27 protein-coding genes are annotated in these 26,390 nt (G+C 42.8%); 11 read left to right on the top strand and 16 right to left on the bottom strand.

The genetic code is table 11. The features are described from left to right. The first annotated feature begins 300 nt into the window (after nt 1-300). Together AABM38_RS21090 and AABM38_RS21085 are read left to right on the top strand one after the other, a co-directional pair. Nucleotides 301-1,860: an alpha/beta fold hydrolase gene (locus AABM38_RS21090; protein ID WP_423408128.1), complete on the top strand. Its 1,560-nt coding sequence runs from the start codon at nt 301-303 to the stop codon at nt 1,858-1,860. A 63-nt stretch (nt 1,861-1,923) separates the two neighbouring features. Next, nucleotides 1,924-2,187 carry a hypothetical protein gene (locus AABM38_RS21085; RefSeq protein WP_423408127.1) on the top strand — a complete coding sequence of 88 codons (264 nt, stop codon included), beginning with the start codon at nt 1,924-1,926 and terminating at the stop codon, nt 2,185-2,187. A 53-nt stretch (nt 2,188-2,240) separates the two neighbouring features. On the opposite strand, the gene AABM38_RS21080 is transcribed toward AABM38_RS21085, so the two are convergent. Further along, complete coding sequence (locus tag AABM38_RS21080; protein WP_423408126.1) at nt 2,241-3,260, bottom strand: YeiH family protein; 1,020 nt, start codon at nt 3,258-3,260, stop codon at nt 2,241-2,243. Between the two features lie 438 nt (nt 3,261-3,698). On the opposite strand from AABM38_RS21080, the gene nagE reads away from it, so the two are divergent. Then, entirely contained in the window at nt 3,699-5,075 is a 1,377-nt protein-coding gene (gene nagE / locus AABM38_RS21075; protein ID WP_423408125.1) for an N-acetylglucosamine-specific PTS transporter subunit IIBC, read from the top strand. Between the two features lie 51 nt (nt 5,076-5,126). On the opposite strand, the gene AABM38_RS21070 is transcribed toward nagE, so the two are convergent. After that, nucleotides 5,127-5,288: a hypothetical protein gene (locus AABM38_RS21070; RefSeq protein ID WP_423408124.1), complete on the bottom strand. Its 162-nt coding sequence runs from the start codon at nt 5,286-5,288 to the stop codon at nt 5,127-5,129. 44 nt (nt 5,289-5,332) lie between these two features. On the opposite strand from AABM38_RS21070, the gene AABM38_RS21065 reads away from it, so the two are divergent. The 3 genes from AABM38_RS21065 to AABM38_RS21055 all read left to right on the top strand — a co-directional run bounded on the left by AABM38_RS21065 (nt 5,333) and on the right by AABM38_RS21055 (nt 6,741). Further along, a complete protein-coding gene (locus tag AABM38_RS21065) occupies nt 5,333-6,250 on the top strand; it encodes a haloacid dehalogenase-like hydrolase (RefSeq protein ID WP_423408123.1) in 918 nt (305 codons plus the stop codon). Between the two features lie 83 nt (nt 6,251-6,333). After that, nucleotides 6,334-6,516, top strand: a complete 183-nt coding sequence (locus AABM38_RS21060; RefSeq protein WP_423408122.1) for a hypothetical protein — start codon at nt 6,334-6,336, stop codon at nt 6,514-6,516. Nucleotides 6,517-6,549: 33 nt separating this feature from the next. Continuing rightward, complete coding sequence (locus AABM38_RS21055; protein ID WP_423408121.1) at nt 6,550-6,741, top strand: hypothetical protein; 192 nt, start codon at nt 6,550-6,552, stop codon at nt 6,739-6,741. Between the two features lie 43 nt (nt 6,742-6,784). Here AABM38_RS21055 and AABM38_RS21050 read toward each other — a convergent pair whose 3' ends face one another. The 3 genes from AABM38_RS21050 to AABM38_RS21040 all read right to left on the bottom strand — a co-directional run bounded on the left by AABM38_RS21050 (nt 6,785) and on the right by AABM38_RS21040 (nt 8,863). After that, nucleotides 6,785-6,940: a hypothetical protein gene (locus AABM38_RS21050; protein WP_335428764.1), complete on the bottom strand. Its 156-nt coding sequence runs from the start codon at nt 6,938-6,940 to the stop codon at nt 6,785-6,787. A gap of 141 nt (nt 6,941-7,081) precedes the next feature. Then, entirely contained in the window at nt 7,082-7,402 is a 321-nt protein-coding gene (locus AABM38_RS21045; protein ID WP_423408120.1) for a hypothetical protein, read from the bottom strand. Nucleotides 7,403-7,513: 111 nt separating this feature from the next. Continuing rightward, nucleotides 7,514-8,863, bottom strand: a complete 1,350-nt coding sequence (locus AABM38_RS21040; RefSeq protein WP_423408119.1) for a sensor histidine kinase — start codon at nt 8,861-8,863, stop codon at nt 7,514-7,516. A 270-nt stretch (nt 8,864-9,133) separates the two neighbouring features. Between AABM38_RS21040 and AABM38_RS21035 the strand changes: the two genes are divergently transcribed. Next, nucleotides 9,134-9,703: an STM3941 family protein gene (locus AABM38_RS21035; RefSeq protein ID WP_423408118.1), complete on the top strand. Its 570-nt coding sequence runs from the start codon at nt 9,134-9,136 to the stop codon at nt 9,701-9,703. A 141-nt stretch (nt 9,704-9,844) separates the two neighbouring features. Here AABM38_RS21035 and AABM38_RS21030 read toward each other — a convergent pair whose 3' ends face one another. The 7 genes from AABM38_RS21030 to AABM38_RS21000 form a co-directional block, all read right to left on the bottom strand. Then, entirely contained in the window at nt 9,845-10,597 is a 753-nt protein-coding gene (locus AABM38_RS21030) for a (S)-benzoin forming benzil reductase (RefSeq protein ID WP_423408117.1), read from the bottom strand. A gap of 18 nt (nt 10,598-10,615) precedes the next feature. Further along, nucleotides 10,616-11,086, bottom strand: a complete 471-nt coding sequence (locus tag AABM38_RS21025; protein ID WP_423408116.1) for a hypothetical protein — start codon at nt 11,084-11,086, stop codon at nt 10,616-10,618. A 214-nt stretch (nt 11,087-11,300) separates the two neighbouring features. After that, nucleotides 11,301-12,032, bottom strand: coding sequence for an ABC transporter ATP-binding protein (locus AABM38_RS21020; RefSeq protein ID WP_423408115.1), 732 nt, complete (start codon nt 12,030-12,032; stop codon nt 11,301-11,303). Next, entirely contained in the window at nt 12,029-12,727 is a 699-nt protein-coding gene (locus AABM38_RS21015) for an ABC transporter permease (RefSeq protein ID WP_335374827.1), read from the bottom strand. The genes AABM38_RS21020 and AABM38_RS21015 overlap by 4 nt, the downstream gene beginning before the upstream one ends. Before the next feature lie 25 nt (nt 12,728-12,752). Continuing rightward, nucleotides 12,753-13,622 carry a substrate-binding domain-containing protein gene (locus tag AABM38_RS21010; RefSeq protein ID WP_423408114.1) on the bottom strand — a complete coding sequence of 290 codons (870 nt, stop codon included), beginning with the start codon at nt 13,620-13,622 and terminating at the stop codon, nt 12,753-12,755. Between the two features lie 2 nt (nt 13,623-13,624). Beyond that, nucleotides 13,625-14,545: a substrate-binding domain-containing protein gene (locus AABM38_RS21005; RefSeq protein WP_423408113.1), complete on the bottom strand. Its 921-nt coding sequence runs from the start codon at nt 14,543-14,545 to the stop codon at nt 13,625-13,627. A 633-nt stretch (nt 14,546-15,178) separates the two neighbouring features. Next, the gene (locus AABM38_RS21000; RefSeq protein WP_423408112.1) at nt 15,179-15,961 is read right to left on the bottom strand and encodes an undecaprenyl-diphosphate phosphatase; all 783 of its coding nucleotides are present in this window, start codon (nt 15,959-15,961) and stop codon (nt 15,179-15,181) included. A gap of 392 nt (nt 15,962-16,353) precedes the next feature. On the opposite strand from AABM38_RS21000, the gene AABM38_RS20995 reads away from it, so the two are divergent. Both AABM38_RS20995 and AABM38_RS20990 read left to right on the top strand, forming a co-directional pair. Continuing rightward, nucleotides 16,354-17,139, top strand: a complete 786-nt coding sequence (locus AABM38_RS20995; protein ID WP_423408111.1) for a DUF4931 domain-containing protein — start codon at nt 16,354-16,356, stop codon at nt 17,137-17,139. A 222-nt stretch (nt 17,140-17,361) separates the two neighbouring features. Then, nucleotides 17,362-18,537: an FtsW/RodA/SpoVE family cell cycle protein gene (locus tag AABM38_RS20990; protein ID WP_423408110.1), complete on the top strand. Its 1,176-nt coding sequence runs from the start codon at nt 17,362-17,364 to the stop codon at nt 18,535-18,537. A gap of 224 nt (nt 18,538-18,761) precedes the next feature. Here AABM38_RS20990 and AABM38_RS20985 read toward each other — a convergent pair whose 3' ends face one another. The 4 genes from AABM38_RS20985 to AABM38_RS20970 all read right to left on the bottom strand — a co-directional run bounded on the left by AABM38_RS20985 (nt 18,762) and on the right by AABM38_RS20970 (nt 23,911). After that, a complete protein-coding gene (locus tag AABM38_RS20985) occupies nt 18,762-19,829 on the bottom strand; it encodes a Ger(x)C family spore germination protein (RefSeq protein WP_423408109.1) in 1,068 nt (355 codons plus the stop codon). Continuing rightward, a complete protein-coding gene (locus AABM38_RS20980) occupies nt 19,819-20,922 on the bottom strand; it encodes a GerAB/ArcD/ProY family transporter (RefSeq protein ID WP_423408108.1) in 1,104 nt (367 codons plus the stop codon). Before AABM38_RS20980 ends, AABM38_RS20985 begins: the two co-directional genes overlap by 11 nt. A gap of 20 nt (nt 20,923-20,942) precedes the next feature. Next, complete coding sequence (locus AABM38_RS20975) at nt 20,943-22,496, bottom strand: spore germination protein (RefSeq protein ID WP_423408107.1); 1,554 nt, start codon at nt 22,494-22,496, stop codon at nt 20,943-20,945. A gap of 452 nt (nt 22,497-22,948) precedes the next feature. After that, on the bottom strand, nt 22,949-23,911 hold the full coding sequence (locus AABM38_RS20970) for an ABC transporter substrate-binding protein (protein WP_423408106.1): 963 nt from the start codon (nt 23,909-23,911) through the stop codon (nt 22,949-22,951). Nucleotides 23,912-24,326: 415 nt separating this feature from the next. On the opposite strand from AABM38_RS20970, the gene AABM38_RS20965 reads away from it, so the two are divergent. Continuing rightward, the gene (locus AABM38_RS20965) at nt 24,327-25,331 is read left to right on the top strand and encodes a FecCD family ABC transporter permease (RefSeq protein ID WP_423408105.1); all 1,005 of its coding nucleotides are present in this window, start codon (nt 24,327-24,329) and stop codon (nt 25,329-25,331) included. Next, complete coding sequence (locus AABM38_RS20960) at nt 25,328-26,383, top strand: FecCD family ABC transporter permease (protein ID WP_423408104.1); 1,056 nt, start codon at nt 25,328-25,330, stop codon at nt 26,381-26,383. The genes AABM38_RS20965 and AABM38_RS20960 overlap by 4 nt, the downstream gene beginning before the upstream one ends. Nucleotides 26,384-26,390 lie beyond the last annotated feature (7 nt).

Below are 26,390 nucleotides of genomic sequence, written 5' to 3'. Positions count from 1 at the left end.
ATATCTCTACGAACTAAACGATAATTTCTACGAAATAACTAAAATTCTCTACGAAATAAGCAATAATCTCTACGAAATAAGCAGTAATCTCTACAAAATAAGCACTAATCTCTACGTTTACCAGCAGATGGAAGTTGTAAAGCACTATGGCAACGGTTCCAGCACAATTTCAACATAATTTGGATACACTCTTCGAACCGTCCAGCACTAACCCCACATAAAAGGATATCTTTATTCATTTTGAAAACAAAAGGGTATAATGAAATCAATATTTCGTTCGGAAAAGAGAGGGAAAGACTGGTGTCAAAGAAAACCAAGCAAATCAGCCTTCATTATGAATATTTAAAATGTGTGAAACCGGGGGCAGAAACGGTTTTATTTGTGCACGGTGTGGGCATGGATATGTCGATTTGGGATGATGTCATTCCTTTGTTCCAAAAGGATTTCAATGTCATTCGCTGTGACTTGCCTGGGCATGGGTACAGTGGTTCTGCCAATGAAGCTGCATTTACATGGGAGCTTCTAATTAATAGCATTAAAGCTCTCCTTGAAAAACTTACTATTTCATCATTGCACTATATTGGCCACGGGGGCGGTGGTGTACTGGGCATTGAACTTGCCAGAAGTGAGAAAGAGCTTATAAAAACTTTAACCCTTGCGGACACGCCCATTTTTATCCCGAAAGAATTCAGCAAGCAGGAATTGAATAACAGGATTGAAACAGTGAGCGATTGTGTCCGTTTTGAGGAGATGATTACAGCTCTTGTAAATACGATTAGCTATAAAGCACCCGAATGCAGGCTCACTAAACTGACTTCGATTTACCGAAGAGTCACACCATCTGATTACATTGGCTTCTTCCGGCTTGTTATCGAAACAGCACTTGAATATTTAGTAGATGAAATCCAGAGGTTAAACGTGCCGATGATGATGCTTCAAGGTGAGTATGACCCATTGATGCCTCTGGAACTTCAGGTGATGAACATTCCTTATTTAAAGAAAATGCGATTTTTCATCATACCTGACAGCGGTTATGTTCCAATGATGGATCAGCCTATGATATTCACTCAGTTTTCAAGGATGTTCATCAAAAAACAGGCAGAGTCGGAAAGTGCTGGCTTTACGTATACCCAAGCGCTGAAAAAAGAAGTAAACTCCATTGTCCGTTCGGGAGTAGAGAAGCTCGATTCGCAAAATCTCCTGGAAATTAACTTCATCAGCCAGTTTTCGGTCTGGTTGAATGGCAGCGAAGTTCTGGGAAAATGGAATCAGCGCAAAGCAAAAGAGCTCATGACCTTTATCGCTTACCATGGCTCTGTCACGAGAGAGCAAATTTACGATTTGTTCTGGCCAGAGCTTGAGCTTAATAAGGCAAGGAATTTACTGCGCGTATCTTTAAACCATATTAAGTCGATCATTGAAGAGCACACAGGAGAACCGATTGAAAACTATGTAGCGATTGATCGAGATTCAATCCAAATGAAGATACAGTGCAAACTGGATTTGAATGAGTTATCTAATTGCATCGATGAAATAGAGCATACCTGTGATTATGAGGTGAAGGAGAATCTTGCTGTCAAAAGGTTTTCAGAGCTTCCCGACACTCTGTTTCCGCTTTTTTATGATGATTGGTTTCTTAAAATCAGGACGGGGCTGGAAAGCAGGATCATCAGGATAGGTGAGGACTTACTGAATGCAGCCCCTGAAAAGGAAATGGCAATTGAACTGTTAAAAGTTTTGATGAAGTTCAATCCTGGGGATGATCGATATCAGGAACAGCTTGTAGCTTTGCTTCAAAAAACAAATAGACAAAAAGAAGCAAGATATTTCAGAAATAAAAGTGAATCGTCATTTATGTAATGATTCTGTAATGCTCTTGATGCTATAGTTATGAGAATGAAATTTTAGCGAGGAGCATGTGAAATGAATGACGAATTGATCTTGCACGATTTAGCAGAACAAAGGCAATTCCGATCCGTCCAAAATAAAATCATGAATGATACCTACACTGATCAGGATTTTATTCTATTGCTCGGATTACTAAAAAGGCATGCTGACAAAATGGATCTGGTACAAACGAAAAAATTATGCGAGCTAGTGCAGTATTTATATTCAATTGAGCGGGAAGAACGCCTGACAAATGATCTGTTGGATATCGTAAATGGAATGTTTTATTCTCAGCATTAAAATAGAAAAGCAGTCAAATTCGGAAATCTGAAATTGGCTGCTTTTATTTTTGGTTATAGAAAAACTTTTACCAGCAAATAACCGAATAAAGATAAAAGCACTGATCCCGCAAGGCCAGCGGACAGTGCCTTTCCGCCCATCTGCCTGAACGACTTGAAGTCCACACTGAGACCGAGTCCGGCCATCGCCATCCCAATCAGCAAGTAGGCAAAGCTGACGATTGCAGCGGCGGCATCTTCACTGACCATCCCGGTTGTATTCAAGGCACTGACAGCAAGAAAGCCAAGGATGAACCAGGGAATCGGCAGAGCTGCTAATGTCATTTTTTGGCCGGCACTCTGGTTTTCTTTTCGCCGGATGATAAAACCAATCAGGATCGCTACCGGAACGAGCAATGCCACTCGGGTCAATTTTACAATGATGGCAAGGTCCGAGGCCTGTTGTCCAGCCGGATCAGCAGCGGCTACCACATGTGCGATTTCATGCAATGTGCCACCCGTGAATACTCCATAATCGAGGGCATTCAAACCAAGATAGGAGAATAATAGCGTATAGATGATGGTGAAAATCGTCCCCAGCACCGCGACATTTGCGGCTCCAACTGCAGTTTCCTTCTCATTTGCCTTAATAACCGGTGCGATGGCGACAACGGCAGCTGCTCCACAAATAGCTGTACCGCACGCAGTCAGAATGCCAAGACGCTTTTCAACCTTAAAAAGCCTGCTCAATCCATATACGGCCAAAAGCGCAAACACGAGGTTAGCAAAGGCAATCATAAATACTGTCGCTCCGGCATTGTAAATATCGGAGAGGTTCAGCCTGAATCCAAGCAGAATGATGCCAAGACGGAGGAGTTTTTTGCTTGAATAAGAAGCCCCCTCCATAAGACCGCTATTCACTCCTGATGTTGCGCGCCAAACCATTCCGAACATGATGGCAATGACGAGCTGCCCCATGATTGAAAAGAATGGCAGTTCTGCTAGCAATCTCGCGGCCAGCGCCAAAGCTAATGTTAATAATATCCCTTTCATCACCGGTACAGTGAATCGGGGCAGAAAATCTGTTGTTTTCATTTGTGCACTTCCTTTATATCGATCTACCTATCTATCACTTTAACGAATGAAAGGAAAATAGCAAAGCCCTGGTAAGTATTCTGAGCTGAATTGGCAATATTCATAAAATGGAAAAATACCGTGATCAGAGATTCTGCTTCTAAAATTTAGGGTGCAGCTCATTCAAGCTCTTTTCCTCAGCACGCTAAGGAATTTTCCGATAATAATCGAATAAGCTATAGGTATAAGCCCATGTCCCGAAAAAATATGGGTGATGAACTCATGAAGGGAGCGCTGAATCTTCTGAAGTCAAAATATTAAAAATAGTCTTTTTATAGGGTGTTCTTTAGGAGATCGAAGTGTTAAACTATGCTTGTGTTTACAAATTTCTACAGTGGGGTTCTGTTTCTTTATCGAAAAATGTAAGCATTTACAATTTTACAGAAAGAGGTGTTGAGTATGCTAGGATTTTTACAAAGGATCGGGAAGGCATTAATGCTGCCGATCGCTGTTCTACCTGCAGCTGCGCTATTGCTGCGCCTCGGGCAGCCGGACTTATTGAATATTTCTTTTATCTCCGCAGCAGGTGACGCAATCTTCGCTAACCTGGCGCTATTGTTCGCCATTGGGGTTGCCGTCGGAATTGCAAAGGATGGGAACGGAGCGGCCGGACTTGCCGGTGCGATTGGCTACTTCGTATTGACTAAAGGAGCAGGCGCTATTGATGAAAGCATCAATATGGCGGTCCTTGGCGGTATCCTTTCCGGTGTAATTGCCGGTTTGCTTTACAACCGCTACCATGATATTAAATTGCCTGACTGGCTTGGTTTCTTCGGAGGCAAGCGATTTGTGCCAATCATCACTTCTTTGGTCATGATTGTCCTTGCAGGAATTTTTGGCTATGTATGGCCGCCAGTTCAGGCTGGTATCAACAATGTCGGTGAATGGATAGTCGGAGCTGGAGCACTAGGAGTAGGCGTATTCGGATTCTTGAATCGTCTTTTGATTCCGATGGGTCTTCACCATGTCCTTAATACACTTGTTTGGTTTGAATTTGGTTCATTTACGGATGCAGCTGGAGAAGTAGCAAAAGGCGACTTGAAACGCTTTTTCGCCGGCGATCCCAACGCTGGAATCTTCATGAATGGTTTCTTCCCAGTCATGATGTTTGGTCTTCCTGCAGCCGCTTTCGCGATGATTGCTGCCGCGAAAAAAGAGCGTAAAAAAGCTGTTACAGGTGCCCTTGTAGGTGTAGCCTTCACATCTTTCCTAACAGGGATCACTGAGCCAATCGAATTCTTATTCATGTTCTTATCTCCATTCTTATATGGAATTCATGCCGTGTTGACTGGTTTGGCGATGTCGATCACATACTTGCTGGATATCCACCACGGTTTCGGGTTCTCTGCCGGTGCGATTGATTTCGTCTTAAACTACGGTATTGCCCAAAAACCATTGTTATTATTGGGAGTCGGTTTGGTATATGGAGTACTTTATTTCGTAATATTCTACTTCCTGATCATCAAGCTTGATCTTAAAACGCCTGGACGTGAAGACGAGATTGAAGGAGAGTTCACGGAAAGCGGTTCTTCAAAAGGAAATTACTCTGAGCTTGCAGACCAGTATCTTGCAGCGCTTGGAGGAAAAAGCAACCTGAAGGAGCTCGACAACTGCGTTACCCGCCTTCGATTAAAAGTGGCTGATATGGATAAAGTAAATGAAGCAGAGCTAAAAAGGCTTGGCGCAAAAGGTGTTTTGAAACTTAATAAAACAGACCTTCAAGTTATTGTTGGTACCGATGTTGAGTTTGTAGCTAATGAAATGAAGCGGAAATAAGCATTGTGCTCAAGGGACTTGGCGGTTTTTACCGCCAGGTTTTTATTTTTATTAGCGTCCATCAAATAATTCATTAATTTTTATTTTTTCACCAGTTAAACAATCTTTTTCACCAGTTGGATTAAAGAATTCACCGGTTGGAAAAGTTTTTTCACCAGTTGAAGTAAATATTTCACCAGTTGAGAATTCAAGAGTCAAGTCCCATTGCTGCATCGGTCATGCAGTATTTTTTACATTAAATAGGGAGGAATTTAACAATGAAACGCTTATTGGATTGCACAGCATCAGATTTCGAAAAAATGACAGGGCAGGATTTGAAAAAAGCGATCATAGCCTCGGAAGGAAGAACGATTTTATCAGAAGTGATTGGTGCGTTTTCGCCGCTTTACCCTGCGGTAACAAATGCTGAGATGGCTGCTTCCTTTGGGGCAGACCTTATTCTTTTGAACTTTTTCGATGTCATGAATCCAGGGATCGCGAGTCTAAGTGAAACAGAGCCAGACAATGTAGTCCGTAAATTGAAGGAGCTGGTTGGCCGCCCAGTCGGTTTGAACCTTGAGCCGGTTGACCTTCAGGCGGATAAGCTAGAGGCGCTTCAGCAGCTGCCACAAGGGAGGATTGCGACTGAAGCATCACTTCAAAAGGCGAAGGAGCTTGGTTTTGACTTTGTCTGTTTGACTGGAAATCCTAAAACCGGCGTGACCAACACGGAGATTACTAAGGCGATCGAAAAAGCACGTGCAGCATTTGGCCCAGAGGGATTGATCATTGCCGGAAAAATGCATGGGGCAGGGGTTGCAGGAGAGACTGGCAGTTCGATGATGACGGAAGAAACCCTTCATTCATTTGTCGAGGCAGGCGCAGACATTATCTTGATTCCTTCCCCAGGCACCGTACCTGGCTTTACGGTTGAGAAGACAGCTAAGCTTGTGGATTTGGTACATCAAAAGGGAGCTCTCGCCATCCTGACAACTGGTACAAGCCAGGAAGGAGCCGATGAGGCTACAATCAAGCAAATCGCCTTGAACAGTAAAATGGCAGGTGCTGATATATTTCATATCGGTGATGCAGGAGCAGCTGGAATTGCTTCTCCGGAAAATATTATGGCGTATTCAATCGTCGTACGCGGTAAAAGGCACACCTATATAAGAATGGCGGCTTCTGTATTAAGATAGTCCAATTATTGTAAGTTCGCAGCGTCGGGAAAACGGGTAAAAGAAGAACATAATGCTGATACTAAGTTAAGGAGGGATATCATATGAGTAAAGACAAGTTTGTCAACATAGACCCAAATTTTAAGCCAGTATCATCTAGTCTCGAGAAAGAACGAATAAAAACAGCAGAATGCGCTATGAAGCCAAAGGACGATGAAAAGGAAGGCAATGCGGAAGACATATCAATCATGAATAACCAATATTCCATCATGGGGGATATTGACTAAAATACTGCTTAACATCATCAGGAGGGATAAGAGATGAAAAAAGACAAATTCGTCAATTTAGACCCAAATGCTAAACCCATATCGTCAGATTCCAAGCAGGAACAAATTGAAACGACCGAAGCGAACATGAAGCTTCAGGAAGCATTTTATGATGAAAACGAAAGCAATGGAGTGGACCCGGCAAACCTGAATAACCAGTCTGCCATTCTTACTGATATGGATTAAAAGCCGGCTAATCAACGCCGGCTTTTCTATTTGTATTCTTATCTTATTGATGACGGTCCGTCTTATCACTTTGGTCCTTGTTGCGTTTATTGCCCTTGCTGTTGTCCCCGCTAGTCAATTCTCCAGAAAACTCAGCCATCTGGTTCCCGTTTCTAGGTGAATTTTGATTATTGCTGCCTTTATTGAACTTTTTAGTCATGGTTAGCCCTCCTTTTAATTGTACAGGTTAGTTTTCCCGATATAGACAGGCAGTTATGTACGAAATTTTATTCAAAACGTTTTTTCACAAGACTGTCTCCAATGAAAAAAGACAGCTGAAATCCAGCCGCCTTGTCTACACTCAATATTTTGTCCCTTCTTTCACCTGGGCCTTTTCATTCATCTCATCTTCACCAACAAGCTCTACCCGGGCGTACTTCTTCATTTCCTTGATCATGTCACTGGCTTCTTCGTACAGCGTATCGTCCTGGAATTCCTCTGAGTAGTAAAGGGTATTGTTTAACATAACTTTGACGCGAAGCCTTGTTCCGGATTCGGTATCCTCATCCCCCAATGTAACGGCGGATCGATTGGTTTCGTGCTGGCTGACCAGGATTTTATTGCCTTCGTTTTCTTTTTTCACAGCTTCAACTATTTCCTGTAAAGAATCAACTTGTCTCAATTACATCACCCCTTTAATTATGTATTCCATGTTTCCAGGTTTTAAAACCAGTGGAAGGACAATCGTGTGAAGATTTTCGCGAAATAGCTGCGAAGCTTTGCGAAATGGATCTCAAAGAATGATTTCGAATGTTGATCCTGCATGCAGTTGGCTTGTGCACGTGATTTTTCCTCCGTGCGCTTCAATAAGTTCCTTTACAATAGCAAGCCCCAGTCCTGATCCGCCTAGTGCCTTGGACCTTGATTTATCAACGCGGTAAAAACGGTCAAATATCCAGGGAATGTCTTCTTTTGGGATACCTTTTCCTTCATCTTTTACGAGTAGATGAGTCTTCCCACTCTTTTTAAATACCTCAATAGTCGTAGTGGACCCTGCCTCGGAGTATTTTCTGGCATTATCAAGCAGGTTAAGAATGATTTGTTCAAGGCGGACAGGGTCAGCCTCGATATATACTTCCCCATCGCAGATGAAATTAAGCGTGATTTTTTTTTCGATATAAGAAGGTTGGATTTTCGTATATATTCCTCTTAAAAAAACGCAAAGCTCCAATTTTTCTTTATTGATTGTAAAAGAGTTTTCATCCATTTTGGCAAGGTCAAATAAGCCTTTTATTAACCCGGAAAGCTTTGCAGCCTCTTCATGGATGATCTGCAGGTACCTGATTCTTTCTTCTGGAGCTGTCCCGTGTTTTCCTGCGATATCGGCATATCCCTTAATATAGGTGAGCGGAGTTCTAAGCTCATGGGAAATACTCGCCAAAAATTCGTTCCGCTGCTTTTTGATATGGTTCAAATCATCTGCGAGCACCTGAATCGATTCGCCGAGCTCGCCCAATTCATCATTTCCAAGCCGGGGAAGGGTGACAGAGTAATCACCCTTGCGGATTTTAAGAGTCGCTTCATTCATTTTAATTACCGGCTTTGTGATGAAACGGGAGAGGAAGAGGGTGATGATGGCCATCGAACTAAGAAGCAAAATTCCGGCAAGCCAGAAATGCTTGTTCAGCCTGGCAATCAGCCCCTGGACCCGCTGTGTGTTCTTAAACATATATACAGCGCCATTATTATCAAGCGGGCTAACTGAGGCGATATATTTCTTGTCCTGCCAATCATCTTCAAGGATCAACCCGTCTCGCGCAATATCCATCGGTGATTTTTCGATGATATCCGTTATGGTGCGGTCAACTGGAATCGAAGATGAAACAATCCCACCGTTTTTATCTGTAATCACTACATGAGTATCTGTGCGCGATTCCATCGAAGTGATATGGTGAATGGTTTCTTCGAGATAGGAGGTCTCAAGGATATCACGGTGATTATTCCCGCGGGTTTGCAAAGATGCAAGCTCCTCATCGATCCGGGAGTGGATGATGGAAGAATGAAGGAAATAAAGTGAAATCCCTTCCACTAACAATATCGTTATGAAGAAAACTGCACCAATTTTCATCGAAATACGATCCATTACAGCCACTCCTCAAATAATCTTATAATTATCATACTAAAAAACTGTTTTTGAATAAATTTCTTATTGCCTTCAGCATTATTCTTTCTGGTAATGTTAGGTGAATTTCCTGCGTAATTCTTCTAAAAAGGAGTTTGCGAAAAGAGCATATCAAAAAAGTATCCAGAAACAGAGCAGATGTAAGAAAATTGAATATTTTAACAAATTGATTTATTGTAATGGATAGTGGAATTTTATTTAACAAATTGGGTGATAAGAAGGAGGGGAACTATGAAAAGAGATTTCTATTTATCCAAGGCGAAGATTTTGGGGCTTACAGCTTTACTGGTCTTGCTGATTATTGGTTTTATTGTGGCGGAAGTTTATATGCTGGCAGACCCGGGTGAAAATGTTGCTGTCATCGTATTTTTCAGTGCTGTGATTTTATTGCTGATCTGGTCCTTGTTTTTACTTGGAAAAAATTTTATGGAAAAAGAGGCGAATGTAACGGTCAGTGAAGATGGCCTGACAGTGAGGGGGACAGCAGGACCAGGCTTTATACCCTGGGAGGACATAGAAGGGATGCTCCCATATGAAGTCCATAATAATGAATTTCTTGGTATCCTATTAAAAAATGAAGCAGACTATATAGAATCCTTGCCTAAAAACAAAAGGCGACTGGCAAAAATAAATCTGAAAACAGGATTCCCAGCCTTCAATATAGGGCTCAGCAATTTAAAAGAGAAAAAGGAGCTAGTCAACCTTTTAGTTGAAATGCAAATCCCTTTCTACATCCCGACAAACAATAAAGAAACCCCAGAAAAATCCAACCCGCCAAAAGACAAGAATTTACCAAGTTAACGCATTAACCCACTGGGGGTCAGACCCCCAATACGGTGAAGCGTTAAACCGCCGGGGGTCTGACCCCCGGCGCGGTGACGTGATAAAGTGTTGTTTTCATGGAAAAAGCGAAGGATTTTCATCATTCGCTTTTCCTATTTTTTATAGTAGGTCATTTACCTTATATACTTTTCCGTTTTCAAGCTGACTGCCAAGCAGCAGCTTTACCAGTGCTCCTGCCACGGTTTCAGGGCTGCGGAGACTGCCGCTTTCTTTATAATTCTTGAAGGTTTCCAGGTCGGCGAATGCTTCCTCTGAGGATGAACGGATCGTTGCCTGCATATCTGTGTCCATGATTCCCGGGCTGAAGGCAATGATTTTACTGTTGCTTTCGGCCTTTTCGAGTTCGATTCCTGCTGTCATCGTAAACATATTGATCGCAGCTTTCGTGCTGCAATAGATGCTCCATCCATGGATCGGCCGCTCGGCAGCACCTGAGGTTACATTGGCAATGACGGTTTCAACCGCAGTTTTCTTAGCCTTTTGTAATATTAGATTGCAAATCAGGATCGGTGCCGTTAAATTGACTTGAACATTGTTCATTACCAGTGAGGAATCGAGTTCTCCAGCTACCTCAATCGGCTCGATCACACCTGCATTGTTGATTACAAAAACCTGCTCTGCATCCATGAAGATGGTCTCAGTAATCGCCGAAAAAACCTTCTGGACCTGCTCTTCAGAACCAAGATTGCAAGTATAATGACTATATCCTTTACCAGCCTCAGCTGCAGCTTGCTTTAATTCAATGTTTTCATTTCTTGCAACTGAAATGACCTGAAAGCCTTCAGCGAATAATTGCTGGGCCACGGTTGCTCCAAGTCCTCTCGAAGCACCGGTTATGACAGCATATTTCATCTTAACACCCCTCATTATCTAAACTGGTATTACACCGGTGCGGACACCGTCGATATTCTTCAATAACCAGTTTTTATTTTCTTCTTTATCAATCCTCGCAGCTGTCTGAAGCGCCAATTCGAGATTCCGTTCCTGTTCAGCCAGATTGCCTTTCACTGCGTTCGCGCGTGCGAGTGCTTCATAAGCAAATCCAAGGTCAAAGTCGCCCAAATCGTGCTCAAGGCAATGCTTCAATGATTTATTTGCATGATGCAGTGCTGGTTCCGCTCTATCTAGAATCGCATAAACTCTGGAAATCTGCCATTCTCCTCGCGCAAAATTCAATGGGGACCCAACAATTCCCCAATGGTATCGAGAAGCGTTCGCTGCATAAAGCATTGTGTCATCCTCGGCTTCCGTCCGATCCTGTTTTTCAATCAAATCCCAAGTAAGGTTAAAGAGGTCGATCGCCATTTTTTTATGTGTTGTAAAATCCATATCCAGTTCCATCGTTGATGACTCCTTTAAAAAGTTTTATAAAGTAACAATTTGACAAAACAATGGAATCTCCTTTTTTAAAAATGGCTTTGTTAAATTAGACTGTCGGTTTTGCTCCAGGTACTCGCTTTCCCTGGGGACTCAGGTGTGTCTCTTGCTAAAATTAAAAAAAATCCTAAAACAAATAAAAACAGCATGGTTCCCGAAACCATACTGCAAAAAACATCTATTTGAGAAGGCTTTTCCATTCATTTATAAACGGTGCTGCAGAAGCATTCGGGGATGAAAGCACTTCTTCTGTCGGACCGCTTTGTTTAAGTTCTCCATCCATCAAGATCGCCAGTGTATCAGCTAAGTATTTTAGCTCCATAAGATCATGACTGACAAAGACGGTTGTCGTTTTTGTCTGATTGATGATGGTTTTAATATCTTTCAATAATTGCACCTTGGTGGGAAAATCAAGGGCAGAGAAGGGTTCGTCCAGGAATAGGACCTCAGGTTCCAGCACCATTGCTCTCGCTAGGTTGACGCGCTGTGCCTCTCCTCCTGATAAATGGTAAGCATGTTTTTTTGCAAGGTGGCCGATTTGGAATTTTTCGAGCCAGTACGAAACCTTGTTTTTGATTTCCAGGCGGGGAAGTCTCCGCAGCTTCAGCCCTGCCGCAACATTGTGAAAGACTGTTGTATCAAGCAGGAGCGGCTGCTGCATCGCGACTGCGAACTTTCTCCTCATCTCGATTGTCAGGTCATTCGTAATATCTTTGTCTTTTAAAAAAATCTCACCCTGTGCAGGATGCTCCAAAAGGGAAAGGGCTTTGATGAATGTACTTTTCCCGGCACCATTAGGGCCCATGATTCCCAGAACTTCACCCTCTTGAATCGCAAAATGAGGGATCGAAAGAAGCACTTTTTTTCCGGCTCTCGCCTCTAGGTTTTTAACAGTGATAAGAGGGATCATAGGCTTCGCTTCCTTTGCTGAAGATAGGTTAAGCAAAATGTAATGATGAATGCCAATGTCATCAGGATGAATGATAGGGCGAGTGCGATATCAAAATTACCCTTTGAAACCTCCATAACAATAGAGGTGGTTAGAATCCTTGTTTCACCGCTAATGTTGCCGCCGACCATCATGGCGGCACCGACCTCGGCGATTACCCTGCCGAAACCAGCGATGATCGCCGCAAGAATCGCGAGCTTAACTTCCTTCATTAAAATCCAATAAAGCTGAAGCCTGGTCGCCCCTAATGCTTTTACCTGTAAAATCATCTTTGGATTGATCTGTTGAAAAGCCGTACTTGTCAGCGCGGTGACAATCGGCAGAGAAACTAATATTTGAGCCATGATGATGGCAGTAGGAGTGTAAAGCCAGGCAAAATCTCCAAGCGGGCCTGACCGCCACAGGAAAAGCGTAATCCAAAGACCTGCAACGACAGGAGGGAGGCCCATGCCTATATTGATCAAGGCAAGGACAAACCTCCTGCCAGGAAACCTGGCAAGTCCAAGCAACATGCCAGCTGGCAGGCCGATCAGTGTGCTGATCAGGACTGCCGTTATCGAAACCCTGAGAGTAAGCAGCGTGATTTCAAGAATCTCAAGGTCACCGGACAGTAGCATCTCTATCGCTTTTTTTAATCCTTCTAATAATAGTTCCATCTGCAATCCGCTTTCTATCTAGTTATTAATCTTCAAAAAGGAAGAAGAGTGGTTCGCCGTACTTGTCCACGCCGAATTCCTTAATTAGATTTTTAGTGTCATCATTGATCATGAACTCTACAAATGCTTTTGCACCTTCTGCATTTACTTTATCATGTTTTTCATTGTTAACCTGCATGACGTGATAAATATTAAGAAGGCTTTCGTCGCCTTCTACCAAAATCTCTGTATCAGGCATGTTTTTTTGTTGAGCAAGGAAGGTGGCACGGTCTGTCAAAGTGTACCCTTTTTTCTCTGATGCGATTTGAAGTGTAGCGCCCATTCCTTGTCCAGCTTCAACATAGGAATCTTCTAGGCTTTTAGGATCTAGCGACGATTTCTTCCATAGCTCAAGCTCTTTTTTATGTGTACCGGAATCATCGGCGCGAGAAACGAATGTTGCTTTTGATTCAATCATTTTCTTTAGAGCTTCCGGAACTGTCAGGCCTTTCACTTTAGCTGGATCCTCAGCAGGTCCAACAAGGATAAAATCGTTATACATGACTTTTTGGCGGTTGATCGCGTCGCCGCTGTCAACGATTTTTTGTTCTGCTTCTGGAGCGTGGACAAGCAGGACATCGGCTTCACCGCGTGTTCCCATTTCCAGAGCCTGTCCTGTTCCTACCGCAATGGTTTTCACATTGTAATGGTTTTTCTTTTCGAATTCTGGAATCAAGACATCAAGCAATCCGCTGTCTTGCGTGCTAGTTGTTGTTGCAAGAATCAAGTCTGCAGCTTTTTCTGATTTCTCAGGTGCAGCAGCTGACTTTTGTTCTGTTTCTTTTGCAGAAGAACAGCCAGTAATAAAAGCGAACATAAGTACAAGTAAAAGTGAGATAAGATGTTTGAACTTCATTTTCATGCCTCCGTCAATTGGTTTCCATAAATGATTTTTCCGAAATCTTCAGCATCATAGCCATCAAGCTCAAAGATGCTCTCTTTGAAATTAGTAAAATGAATAAGATCGATCAAGTGCTGCAAAGCCTTTTTGTTATCCGGCGTCCAGCGGAAAACAAGGTCAAACTGTTCCTTAGTCAATGGAATGAAATCCAATCCGAGCTGGCTTGCCGCGCACTTAATGCCAAAGGCAACATCTGCTGTTCCCCTGCTAATATGGGCAGCCGCTCCAAGATGGTTCCATTCCTCATCATCATAGCCCTTCACATCAGAGGGCTGCAGGTTCTCTTCTGCTAAAAAGGAGTCGAGCAGGAAGCGAGTACCTGCACCTTTTTGCCGGTTGACAATGGTGACGTCTTTCCGGGTGAGATCTTTAATCCCGCTGATTTTCTTTGGGTTTCCCTTTGCTACAATCAAGCCCTGTTCCCTGGATGCTAATCTCATGACTGTAATCGGCTCGTGGACAAACAACTGCCGGATAAAGGGAAGGTTGTATTGCTGTGATACAGGGTCGAGCAAGTGGATCGCCGCGATGTCAGCGCTCCCCCTGTATAGCATCATCAATCCTTCAAGACTGCCTATGTATGAGGGTGTAATCGACAGGCCTGTTCCTTCGGAAGCTGTATATTTTACAAGGTGCTCCACAAGAAAATCATGGCTCCCAGCAAGCTGAATTGTCTGCTGGACAGTATTTTGTGGCTCTGTCTGCCGCTTATTTGGAGTTGTCATGCTTTCTTTAAATCTGGTAAACTCGCTTTCTTCGATTCGCATTTTATTGCCGACTTTAAAAGCAGCAAGATCGCCACGCTTAATCATTTCGTAAACGGTATGTTTGGAGATTTTTAACATGGAAGCGATTTCATCAGGAGTGTATATTTGCAAAAGTTTCCCTCCTTTCTTTCATAATCTAAATATAATAGAATATTTAGTAGATAGATGTAACAATTGTTTGGTTTTGTTAAGTTTTGTTTAGTTTTATCATCAGTTTATCATAATCTGTTCACAATTTAGGTGGAATATTGAAAATTTTTGGCGAAATCCTCGTATTTTCCAAATTCAACCTTCACAAAATACTCTGGGCAGTATAATGTATTTCTGATTCATACCATGGTAAACTAAGCAATAGACAGATTTAATGAAGAAAGGAAACGGGAGAATGCAAATTTCAGATAAGGCTCGCGACATTCTTAAAGATATTCTCGCAGAGCGTAAAGCTAATGGTATTCGCGTCTACTTCGGCGGCTATGGCTGAGGAGGCCCGCAGATTGGTCTGGCTCTGGAAGAGCCGGAAGAAGATGATCATGTAGCAGTTATTAATGAGATACAAGTTGCGATTGAATCCCATATCGTCGACTATACAGAAGGTTTATCGCTGGAATACGATGAGTACCGAGAAGGATTAGTCCTGATGGGGAACGAAGGCGGCTGCTAAAGACTTCAAGAAAAAATGCACACCCATTGAGGTGTGCATTTTTCTATTTCATCCTTTTCTGATGATTGCTGATTTTTCATTCACTAAAACTGTCCTGTGAATTGAAAATACAACACGACAATTCCCATCAGCCATACGTATACAGCAAAAGGCTTCAATGAATGGCTTTTCAGATAGCCGATCATCCATTTCACCGCTATATATCCAAAAATAGCGGAGGAAAGAATTCCGATGAGTAAAGCCTGGAGGGAGATGGTCTCACTGCCACCGCTGAATAGATCTTTTGACTGGAGGACAATGGCTCCTACTATAGCTGGTGTAGACAGCAGGAAGGAGAAATAAGCAGCGGTTTCCCGGTCTAGTTTCCTCCATAACGCAGCCACAATCGTAAAGCCTGAACGGGAAATCGCTGGGAAAATTGCGGCAGCCTGGAAGGTCCCGATAATTAAAGCATCCGTATAGCTAATGTCTGCCATCTTCTTACGGCCATTTTTAATCGAATCGGCTAACCATAAGAAAGCACCCGTAATGAGGAATTCCCATCCGATTGTTACGCCTGTTTTCGATATTTCATCAAAGTAATCCTCAAACAATAATCCTACCACTACTGCAGGAAGCGTCCCAACGACAAGAAGGAAGGTCATTTTCCCGAATGGATTTTTAAGAATCTTGATGAATTCACTTTTGTAAAAAACAAAAACAGCCAGCAGCGTTCCTACATGGAGCATCGTGTCGAGAAGGAGACCGGCCTCCTCCAGTCCAAACAGGTTCCTGCCAAGATATAGATGCCCAGTGCTGCTGATCGGCAAAAACTCGGTCAGCCCCTGAATCAGCCCTAGTATAAACGCTTCAAGTTTTGATAGCATATTGAAATCCTCACTTTTTCAATTTAGGCTCTGTTATAGCTAAATGTTGAATATTAAACCCTGTTGATTGTAGTGGAAGGCGCGTAGACTCCTGCGGGCGCAGCTGGACAGGTGAGACCCCGCAGGAGCGAAGCGACGAGGAGGCTCAGCGTCAGCCCCGCGGAAAGCGAAGCGCCTGGAACGAAAATCAACAGCCTAGTTTAACAAAGCCTTTATTTAAATGGTCATAAATTTTACTTCTGCTCACAAAAGAGTAATTACCTTGTCCACTACAAGGCTATGAGTCATACTCCGTGGCTATGCCCCCAAATTTTGATGCGGTGAAAAAAATCGATATTTACTGTACTTTCTAATACAATAGTAGAAAACGATATGATAAGCAGGTGGGGGAATTGAACAATAATACGCATTTGTTTTTCAATACATCGATCGGCGTGCAGAAGCCGGAGAATATTCGCAATAAAACCCAAAGCTGCCCATTTTGTGCCAGAGATGAACTGACAGGGATCATCGATGAGGAAGGGCCGATACTGTTGCTGAAAAATAAGTTTCCTGTCCTGGAGAATGCTTTCCAGACGGTATTGGTTGAAACCGATGTCTGTGATGAAGAGTTTTCGCAGTATTCAGCAGATCATTTAAATAGGCTTTTGGACTTTGCGATTCGGCATTGGATGAGGATGGAAGCATCAGGGGATTTTCGTTCGGTCATTCTTTTTAAAAACCATGGACCTCTTTCAGGAGGGACGATTGCGCACTCTCATATGCAAATCGTCGGTCTCTATGACCTGGATTACCATGAAAAAATTGGCGAAGCAGATTTCAGGGGTCCTGTGATCCATGAAGACGAGGGAGTGCAGCTGAATCTATCTGACAGGCCAAAAGTTGGTTTTTATGAATTTAACATCATTATGGATCACGGCAGGCCTTCCGCCACATTCGCATCCTTTATCCAGAATGTGGTTCATTACATCATGAACTCTTACCCATATAAATGCAGCAGCTACAATCTGTTCTTTTACAGCATGAATGGAAAAATCATCTGCAAGGTTGTTCCGAGATTTGTGACAACACCGCTTTTCATTGGCTACCAGCTGCCACAGGTTCCGAATAATTTGGAATGGATGAAAAATGATATCCAAAACCGGTATTTCCAAGGGACGATGGAAAAGGAAGCATAATCAAATTCTCTGTGAAAATAGACCCGATCTAGATTTTTGCATTATAGCAGGGACAACTGCCATCAAGAACGCGCAAAAACAAGGAATTGTATCGCCTGCAAAGGAATTTCAGCTTTCTCATGGCATGTGTAATAATAACCAATTAATGCGAAGAAGTTGTGATTTATTGTCGAAAAAAATATAATGAAGTATTGTACAGTCCTTCATTAAAGGGGAATAACCATGACTTCTAACCAAAAAAATAATTCCAGGCTCGATTACGGGCTGGTCACGATATTAATCTTACTATTTCTGTCGAGTTGTATTGCCATATACAGTGCCCAGACGACAGGGCAGTATGGTTCTGAAAATTTCCTTTTAAAACAAATTGTCTGGTATGTGATTGGTGCTGGCATCATCGCTGCTGTCATCACGCTCGATTCCGATCAGCTGCAGAAGCTTAGCTGGTATGCGTATGGCTTTGGGTTAGTTCTGCTATCAGGCTTGATTGTTGCTCCGGCAAGCATCGCCCCGGTAATCAATGGAGCGAAAAGCTGGTATAAGGTCCCGGGTATGGGAACACTCCAGCCGTCGGAATTAGTGAAAGTGTTCATCGTCCTTGCGCTTGCCAGGGTAATTTTCGACCACCATCAAAAATATCGCATTAAAACGATTCAAACAGACTTTTTCTTGTTGCTTAAAATTGGTTTTGTGACAATGATTCCGCTTATGCTCGTTATGCAGCAGCCCGATCTTGGGACGTCACTCGTATACATTGCCATCATGCTTGGCATGATATTTATCTCTGGAATTACATGGAAGCTGCTTGTCCCGATTTTTGGTACAGGCATGACGCTTATATCCATCATTTTTTACTTTGTCATCTGGAAGCCAGAGATCCTGGAAAAGTATCTGGGTGTAAAGGAATATCAGTTTGGCCGGATCTATTCCTGGATTGATCCTTATAATTATCAGAGCTCAACAGGATTCCAGCTGACAAGATCACTTTTGGCAATCGGCTCTGGTGAAACAGTAGGCAAGGGGTATGGGACAAGAGAGGTCTACCTGCCGGAAAGTCATACTGACTTTATTTTCAGTATCATTGGCGAAGAGTTTGGCTTTGTAGGTGCAAGTATTTTAGTCAGCCTTTTCTTCTTGCTGATCTACCAGATCACAAAGATTGGCATGGAAACGAAAAATGACTTTTACACCTACATTTGTGTAGGCGTAATCAGCATGATTACGTTCCACGTATTCCAGAACATTGGCATGACCATCGGCCTGCTTCCGATTACGGGTATCCCGCTGCCTTTCATCAGCTACGGGGGCAGCTCGTTAATGGGAAATATGCTGGCAGTCAGTCTGATCTTTTCGATCCGCTATCACTATAAAAAATATATGTTCTCAACAAACACTTAAATTTTTCAGCCGACCTAAAAAAAGAGGGTGCCCAAAAGTTTATACCTTTTGGGCACCCTCTTTCTTAAAAGATAAGAAAGTATAAAATTCACTTCGAGAAATGTTCAGCTCCAGCGCCTAGCCCCTCGAGTCGCTTCGGTCCTGCCAATGAAGTCAAAGAACGACTTCACTGGCAGGCCCTCCAGCGCTTGTCGGGGCTGACCAAGGCGCTTGCGCTTTTCTTATTACTCAACTACGCCTACCTCTGTTATTTTTACGTGGGTTTTAACATGTACCGTAATATTTTTATAGTCATCTTCCCATTTTTTATAATCAAAGCCTCTTGTTTTGCTTTTGATAAAATTTCCTAAACTAAGAGGGTCGACTTCATGCTCCTGAAAGTCTGCAATCATGGCAGAACATTGTTCATTTACTTCTTCTTCAAGTTCTTTCTGAATTTTTTTGATAATAGGCGGCGTCAACATTTTTCCAGTATATTCACGAATGATTCCTTCGATGTTAATTTCAATTGTGACGGTATAGGGGTTTCTCTTATCAAGTTTAAATTTATGTTTGGAACCAAGGTCTTTGATGGCAGCCAGATCTTTACCGACCTTTACTTGGAAGTTTCCCATGCTGAATTTATCTGTAAGCAATTTGAAAAAGAACATTCTGTCAGCGGGAATGGTATGAACCATGTGCCCATTTTTAAATACCGCGACCCCGACAATATCAATGATATCAGTCTCCACTTTCTTAAGTATGGGCAAGTAGGGATCACTCCCTTTTTGATAATGATTGAAAAAAAACAAGTGGAGGTTTGTCTCAGGCAAATTTCGATCCTTTGTATTATGTTTAATTAACTCCGATAGATGGATAGCATTTCCCCTATTGCCATAAGTGCCTGACAATATATCCTTGGCCTTCCCATCAGCGACCGCAAGATAAATCCTCGCACCGATGCTTGGATCTCTTTCAAATGAATCCATTAATTCGATTATTCCTTTCTTGGCCATTTCTTCTCCAAAGACAGCGATTTCCAGTGATCCCGTTGCTACCGGCTGAGCAGATTTCCGTTGGATTTCTTGCATCAAATCCCTGTTGGCTTTTGCCTTAGCTGAAAATGTGAAATTGCCAATGTTTTTATCGGGCTTGAAAACTGGGACCATGACGGTGCCTTCGATATTATTGTCTTCTGCCAAATCATATCCAATACCCGTTTCAATATTGACATCATCGATAATTTCTTTTTCTACACATCCTGTCAATAGGAGGGAAAGAGCAAAGAAAGGAATCAGTTTTTTAACTCTCATTTTTGTTTTTCACCTTCTTGGCAATCTTGGTTGCTATGAACAAAAAAGGGATGTAGAGATAAGTGACTACGAAGCCGATTCTTCCTGTCCAGTCATTCAAAAAGTTTATTTTTGCCCGTGTATCGAAAAAGTTAATGGCTATTAAACAAATGATCGCCAGGATAATTACTCCTTTTCTTTGTTTGAGCTTAAAGCCTCTTTTCAGAATGATGCTAGAAGACCAAAGTGCGATGCATACATTAGGAAGGATGATCAAGTTCCAGTTGGCAATGCCTATGTATTCAAACCTCTCCACAAATGGCATGCTTACGATTTTCCACATCTCCAGGGTAGCCCAAATTGACTTAGCCAGTTGTTCTTCGGAAAAATAGGCGAAAGTAATGATCGCTAATATTGTATAGATCATGGTAGTAAGAAAGACACCGAAATGTGCCCACTTATGTGACTTTTGCGGGTCCTTAATAAAGGGGTAGAAAAAGATTGGTATTTCAAACCCAATATAGGTAAGCGACATGTTAAATGCGCCGGTGGCCATTTCCTTTAGTGAGTGATCAAAAATTGGCAGAAGGTTTCTGAACTCAGCAAATTTAAGTGCAAAGGCAAAAGTCAGCAATAGATAGCTTGGAAGCACAATGCAGAAAAAAGCGACTCCAGTGACAGTCCTAAAGCCCCCAAAGACGATGTAAACAGAGAGGAGTAAAAAACAAAAACTATACCAAAAGATGTTCAGTTCCGGAAACATCCATACTTGGATGACTTCAATATAGGTCCTGAGAACGGCCAAGGCAAAAACCAGCAAATAGACAACGAAAAGCACACTGACGATATTGCCTATTTTTTTACCAAAGACATATGCATTGGCTGCTACAATGTCACCATCCACCGTTCCGCATATTTTATAAATCATCCAAATGATGATATGAATACTAAGTCCGGCTCCTAGAACCGAAATCCAGGCATCATAGCCAGCAGCCTTGGCAATGATACGCTGGTAGCCTAATACTCCAATTCCAATTTGCATGGACATAATCAAATAGAGAACAAGAAAAGGCGATACTTGCAATCTTTCAGGGACTGGCTGCTGCGTCGTCATACTTCAAATACCTCCAATGCTCATTCATCGATGTCTTTCTTTTCTTTGGCTTTTTTCTCACTGAAACGTACAGGGTTTTCTGTTCTTAGATATTGTGGACGCTTTGACTGTTTTTTAAAAGGCAGTCGAATGATCGCATCCTTGAAATCTGTAATCCGAGGGGGATATAAAGGTTCAAGGAACGGCCGGCCTAGTGAAGTAAGCCGAATTAAGTGTGTCAATAAAAACGAAAATGAAACGACAATTCCCAACAAGCCCCATAGTTCCGCAAAGAACAGAAAAGGAAAACGCAAGAGCCTGATCGTATTGCCCATACGGTATACAGGCGTTGTAAAGGATGCGAGCGCAGCCAATGCAACGATGATCAGCAGTACATTACTTGTCAAGCCTGCTTCTACGGAGGCTGTTCCAATAACGATACCGCCTACGATACCGATCGTCTGGCCGACCTTGGTAGGAAGTCGGGCTCCCGCCTCACGCAAAAGCTCAATCGTTAACTCAAGGAACAAAGCTTCCAAAATAGGAGGGAGGGGAATTTCTCTCCTTGATGTGATCAATGTACTGAGCAGATCCTTTGGAATCAGCTCATAGTGGTAGGAAAGCGTCGCTACGTAAATAGGTGTTATTAAAATCGAGAAGGCAACCGCAAATAAACGGACCAAACGGAAAAAGGAAGAAAGCAGATAGTTTAAAAAATAATCTTCAAACGAACCGAAGAATTCTACAAGTGTAGTCGGACCAATCAAGGCATGAGGTGAGCCATCCACAAGGATGGCAACCTTACCTTCTGCGAGAATTGCAGCAACACGGTCTGGCCTCTCTGTATCCAGCAATTGTGGAAACGGAGAATTTTCATTATCCGATATTAATTGGACGATATACGAGCTATCGGTGATTTCATCAAATTCTATCTCTTTAATCCTTTGCCTAACGGTGTCTACATTATCGGTATTAGTGATGCCGTCTATATAAAGAATGGCGACACCGCTATGAGATAGAGTCCCAACTGTATAGTTTTCAATTATCAGCTCTTTTACCGGTACCCTCTTACGAATGAGGTTGAGATTTTGATCGATCGATTCAACAAAGGACTCCTTTGGTCCAATTACACTGAACTCAACCTCAGGCTGTGCAACGGCTCTTACAATTTCTTTTTGTGCCGCAATGAAAGCAAATTGCTTTTCTTCATTTTCCAGAGTAAGGAGAACATACCCATTAAAAAGCTTCTTCTCAATATCCTCATTTTTATCGGAAACCTGTACATCGGCAATCGGAATCAGCTTCTTAACATCCTCAATATCTCTAAAATCCCCTTGTAAAAGATAGGGAAGGGCGTTGTTTTGCAGAAGACTTTCATCTACTAAAGTAGTCATAAAGGAAAAACAAAACTTTTTTCCACTCTTTTGGTTCACGTAAAACGTTTTCTTGAAGTCATGAGACTTTTTAAACAAGAGCTCCCATCCATGATCGTTCAGGTAATTGTCTTGTTCTTGACCATTATCGCCATGGGTATCTTGTTTACTTGCTTCTTTCTCAAGTTCCTTCATGCGATTTTTTCGAAATAACTGTCTCATTGAAATCTCCGCCATTCTGGATTTACACTTATTCTTTCCGAAAATGGGATGTTTATGAAAAAAAGAAAAAACCCGCAAGAATTTGCGGGTTTTAGACTGTAGACAAACTCGATGAAGGGGAGCTTGTCTACAGTTTATATTGGTTGGAAAGTAAAATAGGTCTGTTGATTTCCGTTCCAGGCGCTTCGCTTTCAGCGGGGCTGGCGCTGAGCCTCCTCGTCGCTTTGCTCCTGCGGGGTCTCATCTGTCCAGCTAATCCCGCAGGACACTGAAAAGCTTCCTTGAATATGCCCACGCACGATGAAAATGCGTTAGCATTTTCGGAGGAGTCTACGCGCCTGGAACGAAGGTCAACAGGGTTTAATAACTGATTGGTGAATTGTATCTTTGTCGATAAACTGAAACCCTCAAGATTAGGCGGGTTTTTATTGTATAAATAAGAAGAAATGCAGTTACTTCAAGAAATACTTCTCAATATCATCCAGCATCAAGTTGGCTGCTTTAACGCCTCCAGCTGTGTTCCAGATTGCGTCATCTACCTTGTGTACTTCACCTTTTTTGGCTGCCTCAAGGTTTTTGAATAATGGGTTTTCAATCCATTCTTTTTCAACATCTGTTGCTTTGCCGTCTCCTTCGTCGTACGTGAAGTAGAAGAGGATATCTCCGTCCATTGCTGGAATTCGTTCTTGTGTTACACCTTTTTCGGCAAAGTCATCCATGTTCTGGCTTTCAGGACGGGCAAATCCGATTTGCTCAAGGATGACTCCAGAGAATGAATCTTTATGATAAATACGGACATCCCCAGCCATGAAGCGGACCATGGAAACCTCCATATTCACTTTGTCTCCTAACTTAGCTTTCAGGTCTTCAATTCTCTGATCATAGGCTGCAATCACTTCCTTGCCCTTTTCTTCCTTATTGACCGCTTTTGCATAAAGTTCAAAGTTATTCTTCCAGTTGCCGCGCAGGTCCTCAGCAAAAACAGTTGGTGCGATCGCACTTAATTGTTCGTAAATATCTTCCTGACGCATTTTATTGCCGATGATCAGGTCTGGTTTCAACGCAGCGATTGCTTCGACGTTCACCTGGCTTTCAACTCCAACAACTTTTACATCCTTCATTTCTTCAGCGATGTGGTTATACCAAGGGTCGCCAGTCCAGGATTGTACGGCACCATCTGGCGTTACGCCAAGCGCAAGAAGAGCTTCTGTTCCTTCATTCGTAAGGATCACGACCTTTTCTGGCGTTTTCTTTAAAGTGGTGGTGCCCATTGCGTGTTCGACTGTGTAACTTTCTTCTTTTTCATTTGGTTTTTCAGCTGTATCCTTTTCTTTATCCTCAGTACCGCCGCAGGCTGCCAGCAGCAGAACGGTGAAGACAGTGATAAGGGACAGCATAATTTTAGACAACTTCATATGTATTTCCTCCTAAATGTTAATGATAATCGTTTTCAATTAGCGCTCCTTTATGATAAAATGATTATGTCATATGTGTCAATACCTAAATGATAATGATTTTCATAATCAATGACGAATTTGTGAAACTCGCTGCCATTATAATGAAATGGCCTTGAATATCATTTATAGTTAAGGCTCTGTTAAAGCTGAATGTTGATTTTAAACCCTGTTGATTGTAGTGGAAGGCGCGAAGACTCCTGCGGGCGCAGCTGGACAGATGAGACCCCGCAGGAGCGAAGCGACGAGGAGGCTCAGCGCCAGCCCAGCGGAAAGCGAAGCGCCTGGAACGAAAATCAACAGCCTTGTTTAACAGAGCCAAAGTTAAACATATTAACAGGTTATAAACTTTTTTATATAGAAAGGTAATAGAACAATGCTGCTTAAAACCAATGGTCAAAGAAGTGCTGGCCTATTCATTGCAATCCTATTTATTCTTTTTCTAATATGCGCGAGCATCGTGTATGGATATACCGAAACCTCATGGGGAACAGCCATTAAAGCGTTTACTAACTACAATGGATCAAACGAACACATCATTATTCAGTCGGTTCGCCTTCCGAGAGCCTTAATTGCCGCTGCTGTTGGGGCAAGCCTGGCGATAGCGGGAGTGTTGATGCAAACCCTGACCAAAAATCCGCTTGCCTCACCAGGAATCTTTGGTGTGAATGCGGGAGCAGGGTTTGGGGTGGTTGTTGCCGTAACAATTTTTTCAGTTGGCAGCTTGCAGGCTTTTGCCTGGATCTCATTTCTTGGAGCTGCGGTTGCTGCCGTTAGTGTTTATGTCATCGGCTCAGCTGGCCGCGAAGGCCTGACACCGATGAAATTGACACTGGCCGGAGCGGCAATGACAGCCATGTTTTCTTCTTTTACACAAGGGCTGTTAGTTCTTAACGAGGCTGCTCTTGAGCAAGTGCTTTACTGGCTGGCAGGCTCAGTACAGGGCCGAAAGCTGGAGACCCTGTCAGGTGTCATGCCTTATTTAGGGATTGGCTGGGCGGCATCCATTTTGATCTCTTCTAAAATGAATGTATTGTCCATGGGAGATGATGTGGCTAAAGGCCTTGGACTGAATACAGGTCTCGTTAAAATAGCTGCCGGTGTCATCATCGTTCTTTTATCTGGCGGTGCCGTCGCTGTGGCTGGTCCAATTGGTTTTATCGGGATTGTCATTCCGCATCTGACAAGAGCCGTCGTTGGTATTGATCACCGCTGGGTCATTCCTTTTGCAGGGATTTTCGGCGGAATGCTCCTTCTGGCAGCTGACATAGCAGCACGTTATATTTTAATGCCCCAGGAAATTCCGGTGGGGGTCATGACGGCAATGATTGGAACTCCATTTTTCATTTACATTGCGAGAAAGGGGTTCAATGGCAAATGAGTCAATATAAAAGTTTGAGACTGTTAAAAGGGAAAGTATCTTTTTTGATTGATAAAAAAGCTGCGGCGATCTTCCTGGGATTACTGGCGTTGTCATTTGGAGTTTTTATCATAAGTACTGGCCTGGGGGATATGGCAATAAGCCCTTTACATGTTATTCAAGTATTCTTTGGCGGGGGAAGTGATATGGAAAGATTAGTGGTTCAATCATTCCGTCTTCCAAGAATAATTGTCGCTTTAATGGTGGGAGTCGGCCTTGCTGTGGCTGGCGGACTATTGCAGGGGATGATCAGGAATCCTCTCGCTTCACCTGATATTATCGGAATAACTGGAGGAGCATCCGTAGCTGTCGTCGGATTTTTGGCGTATTTCAGTGATGAGAACAATGCTTTGACAGTAAGTATAAAATGGATGCCCGTATCGGCGTTTATCGGTGCGACATTCATTGCCTTTCTAGTCTACTTCCTTTCCTGGAAAAATGGTGTATCGCCTGTCCGGCTGGTTTTGATCGGTATAGGTATTTCTGCGATGATGCAGGCACTGACAACACTCATGATGCTCATGGGGCCAATTTACCGGGCCAGCCAGGCGAATATTTGGATTACAGGTACGGTACACGGTTCTACATGGGGTAATGTTTGGGTACTCGTTCCGTGGACTTTGATTTTGGTTTCAATTGCTTTTATCCTTTCAAGAAATGTGAACGTCCAGGAGCTAGGCGAGGAAATTGCGACGGGTGTCGGCGGCCATGTTCAGCGTCAGCGCTTTGTCCTATTGCTTGTCAGCACTGGTTTAGTAGCAAGCTCTGTTGCTTTTGCCGGGGGAATCGGCTTTGTCGGATTAATGGCTCCGCATATGGCAAGGAGGCTTGTTGGCTCTGCTTTTGGGGCGCTGCTGCCGGTTTCCGCATTAATTGGCGGAATTCTTGTCATGCTGGCGGACCTGATCGGGCGGACAATGTTCTCCCCATTGGAAGTTCCAGCTGGCGTTTTTACAGCGAGTATTGGAGCACCTTATTTTATTTACCTGCTTTTTAAGACACGAAATTCATAAGCTTCGA

The organism is Heyndrickxia sp. MSNUG (assembly GCF_049532715.1).
In the GTDB taxonomy this organism is placed as follows: Bacteria; Bacillota; Bacilli; order Bacillales; family Cytobacillaceae; genus Mesobacillus.
This window is presented reverse-complemented; position numbering and strand designations above follow the sequence as displayed.

What these genes read in the sequence shown, in the direction of transcription:
- AABM38_RS21050 (WP_335428764.1), bottom strand. Translation starts at nt 6,940, where the DNA reads ATGACTAAAAAGTTCAATAAAGGCAGCAATAATCAAAATTCACCTAGA.
- AABM38_RS21060 (WP_423408122.1), top strand. Translation starts at nt 6,334, where the DNA reads ATGAGTAAAGACAAGTTTGTCAACATAGACCCAAATTTTAAGCCAGTA.
- AABM38_RS21055 (WP_423408121.1), top strand. Translation starts at nt 6,550, where the DNA reads ATGAAAAAAGACAAATTCGTCAATTTAGACCCAAATGCTAAACCCATA.
- AABM38_RS21035 (WP_423408118.1), top strand. Translation starts at nt 9,134, where the DNA reads ATGAAAAGAGATTTCTATTTATCCAAGGCGAAGATTTTGGGGCTTACA.
- AABM38_RS21085 (WP_423408127.1), top strand. Translation starts at nt 1,924, where the DNA reads ATGAATGACGAATTGATCTTGCACGATTTAGCAGAACAAAGGCAATTC.
- AABM38_RS20980 (WP_423408108.1), bottom strand. Translation starts at nt 20,922, where the DNA reads ATGACGACGCAGCAGCCAGTCCCTGAAAGATTGCAAGTATCGCCTTTT.
- AABM38_RS21025 (WP_423408116.1), bottom strand. Translation starts at nt 11,086, where the DNA reads ATGGAACTGGATATGGATTTTACAACACATAAAAAAATGGCGATCGAC.
- AABM38_RS20965 (WP_423408105.1), top strand. Translation starts at nt 24,327, where the DNA reads ATGCTGCTTAAAACCAATGGTCAAAGAAGTGCTGGCCTATTCATTGCA.
- AABM38_RS21080 (WP_423408126.1), bottom strand. Translation starts at nt 3,260, where the DNA reads ATGAAAACAACAGATTTTCTGCCCCGATTCACTGTACCGGTGATGAAA.
- AABM38_RS21040 (WP_423408119.1), bottom strand. Translation starts at nt 8,863, where the DNA reads ATGGATCGTATTTCGATGAAAATTGGTGCAGTTTTCTTCATAACGATA.
- AABM38_RS21065 (WP_423408123.1), top strand. Translation starts at nt 5,333, where the DNA reads ATGAAACGCTTATTGGATTGCACAGCATCAGATTTCGAAAAAATGACA.
- AABM38_RS20990 (WP_423408110.1), top strand. Translation starts at nt 17,362, where the DNA reads ATGACTTCTAACCAAAAAAATAATTCCAGGCTCGATTACGGGCTGGTC.
- nagE (WP_423408125.1), top strand. Translation starts at nt 3,699, where the DNA reads ATGCTAGGATTTTTACAAAGGATCGGGAAGGCATTAATGCTGCCGATC.
- AABM38_RS20985 (WP_423408109.1), bottom strand. Translation starts at nt 19,829, where the DNA reads ATGAGAGTTAAAAAACTGATTCCTTTCTTTGCTCTTTCCCTCCTATTG.
- AABM38_RS20970 (WP_423408106.1), bottom strand. Translation starts at nt 23,911, where the DNA reads ATGAAGTTGTCTAAAATTATGCTGTCCCTTATCACTGTCTTCACCGTT.
- AABM38_RS21015 (WP_335374827.1), bottom strand. Translation starts at nt 12,727, where the DNA reads ATGGAACTATTATTAGAAGGATTAAAAAAAGCGATAGAGATGCTACTG.
- AABM38_RS21000 (WP_423408112.1), bottom strand. Translation starts at nt 15,961, where the DNA reads ATGCTATCAAAACTTGAAGCGTTTATACTAGGGCTGATTCAGGGGCTG.
- AABM38_RS21020 (WP_423408115.1), bottom strand. Translation starts at nt 12,032, where the DNA reads ATGATCCCTCTTATCACTGTTAAAAACCTAGAGGCGAGAGCCGGAAAA.
- AABM38_RS20960 (WP_423408104.1), top strand. Translation starts at nt 25,328, where the DNA reads ATGAGTCAATATAAAAGTTTGAGACTGTTAAAAGGGAAAGTATCTTTT.
- AABM38_RS21030 (WP_423408117.1), bottom strand. Translation starts at nt 10,597, where the DNA reads ATGAAATATGCTGTCATAACCGGTGCTTCGAGAGGACTTGGAGCAACC.
- AABM38_RS21010 (WP_423408114.1), bottom strand. Translation starts at nt 13,622, where the DNA reads ATGAAGTTCAAACATCTTATCTCACTTTTACTTGTACTTATGTTCGCT.
- AABM38_RS20975 (WP_423408107.1), bottom strand. Translation starts at nt 22,496, where the DNA reads ATGAGACAGTTATTTCGAAAAAATCGCATGAAGGAACTTGAGAAAGAA.
- AABM38_RS21070 (WP_423408124.1), bottom strand. Translation starts at nt 5,288, where the DNA reads ATGCAGCAATGGGACTTGACTCTTGAATTCTCAACTGGTGAAATATTT.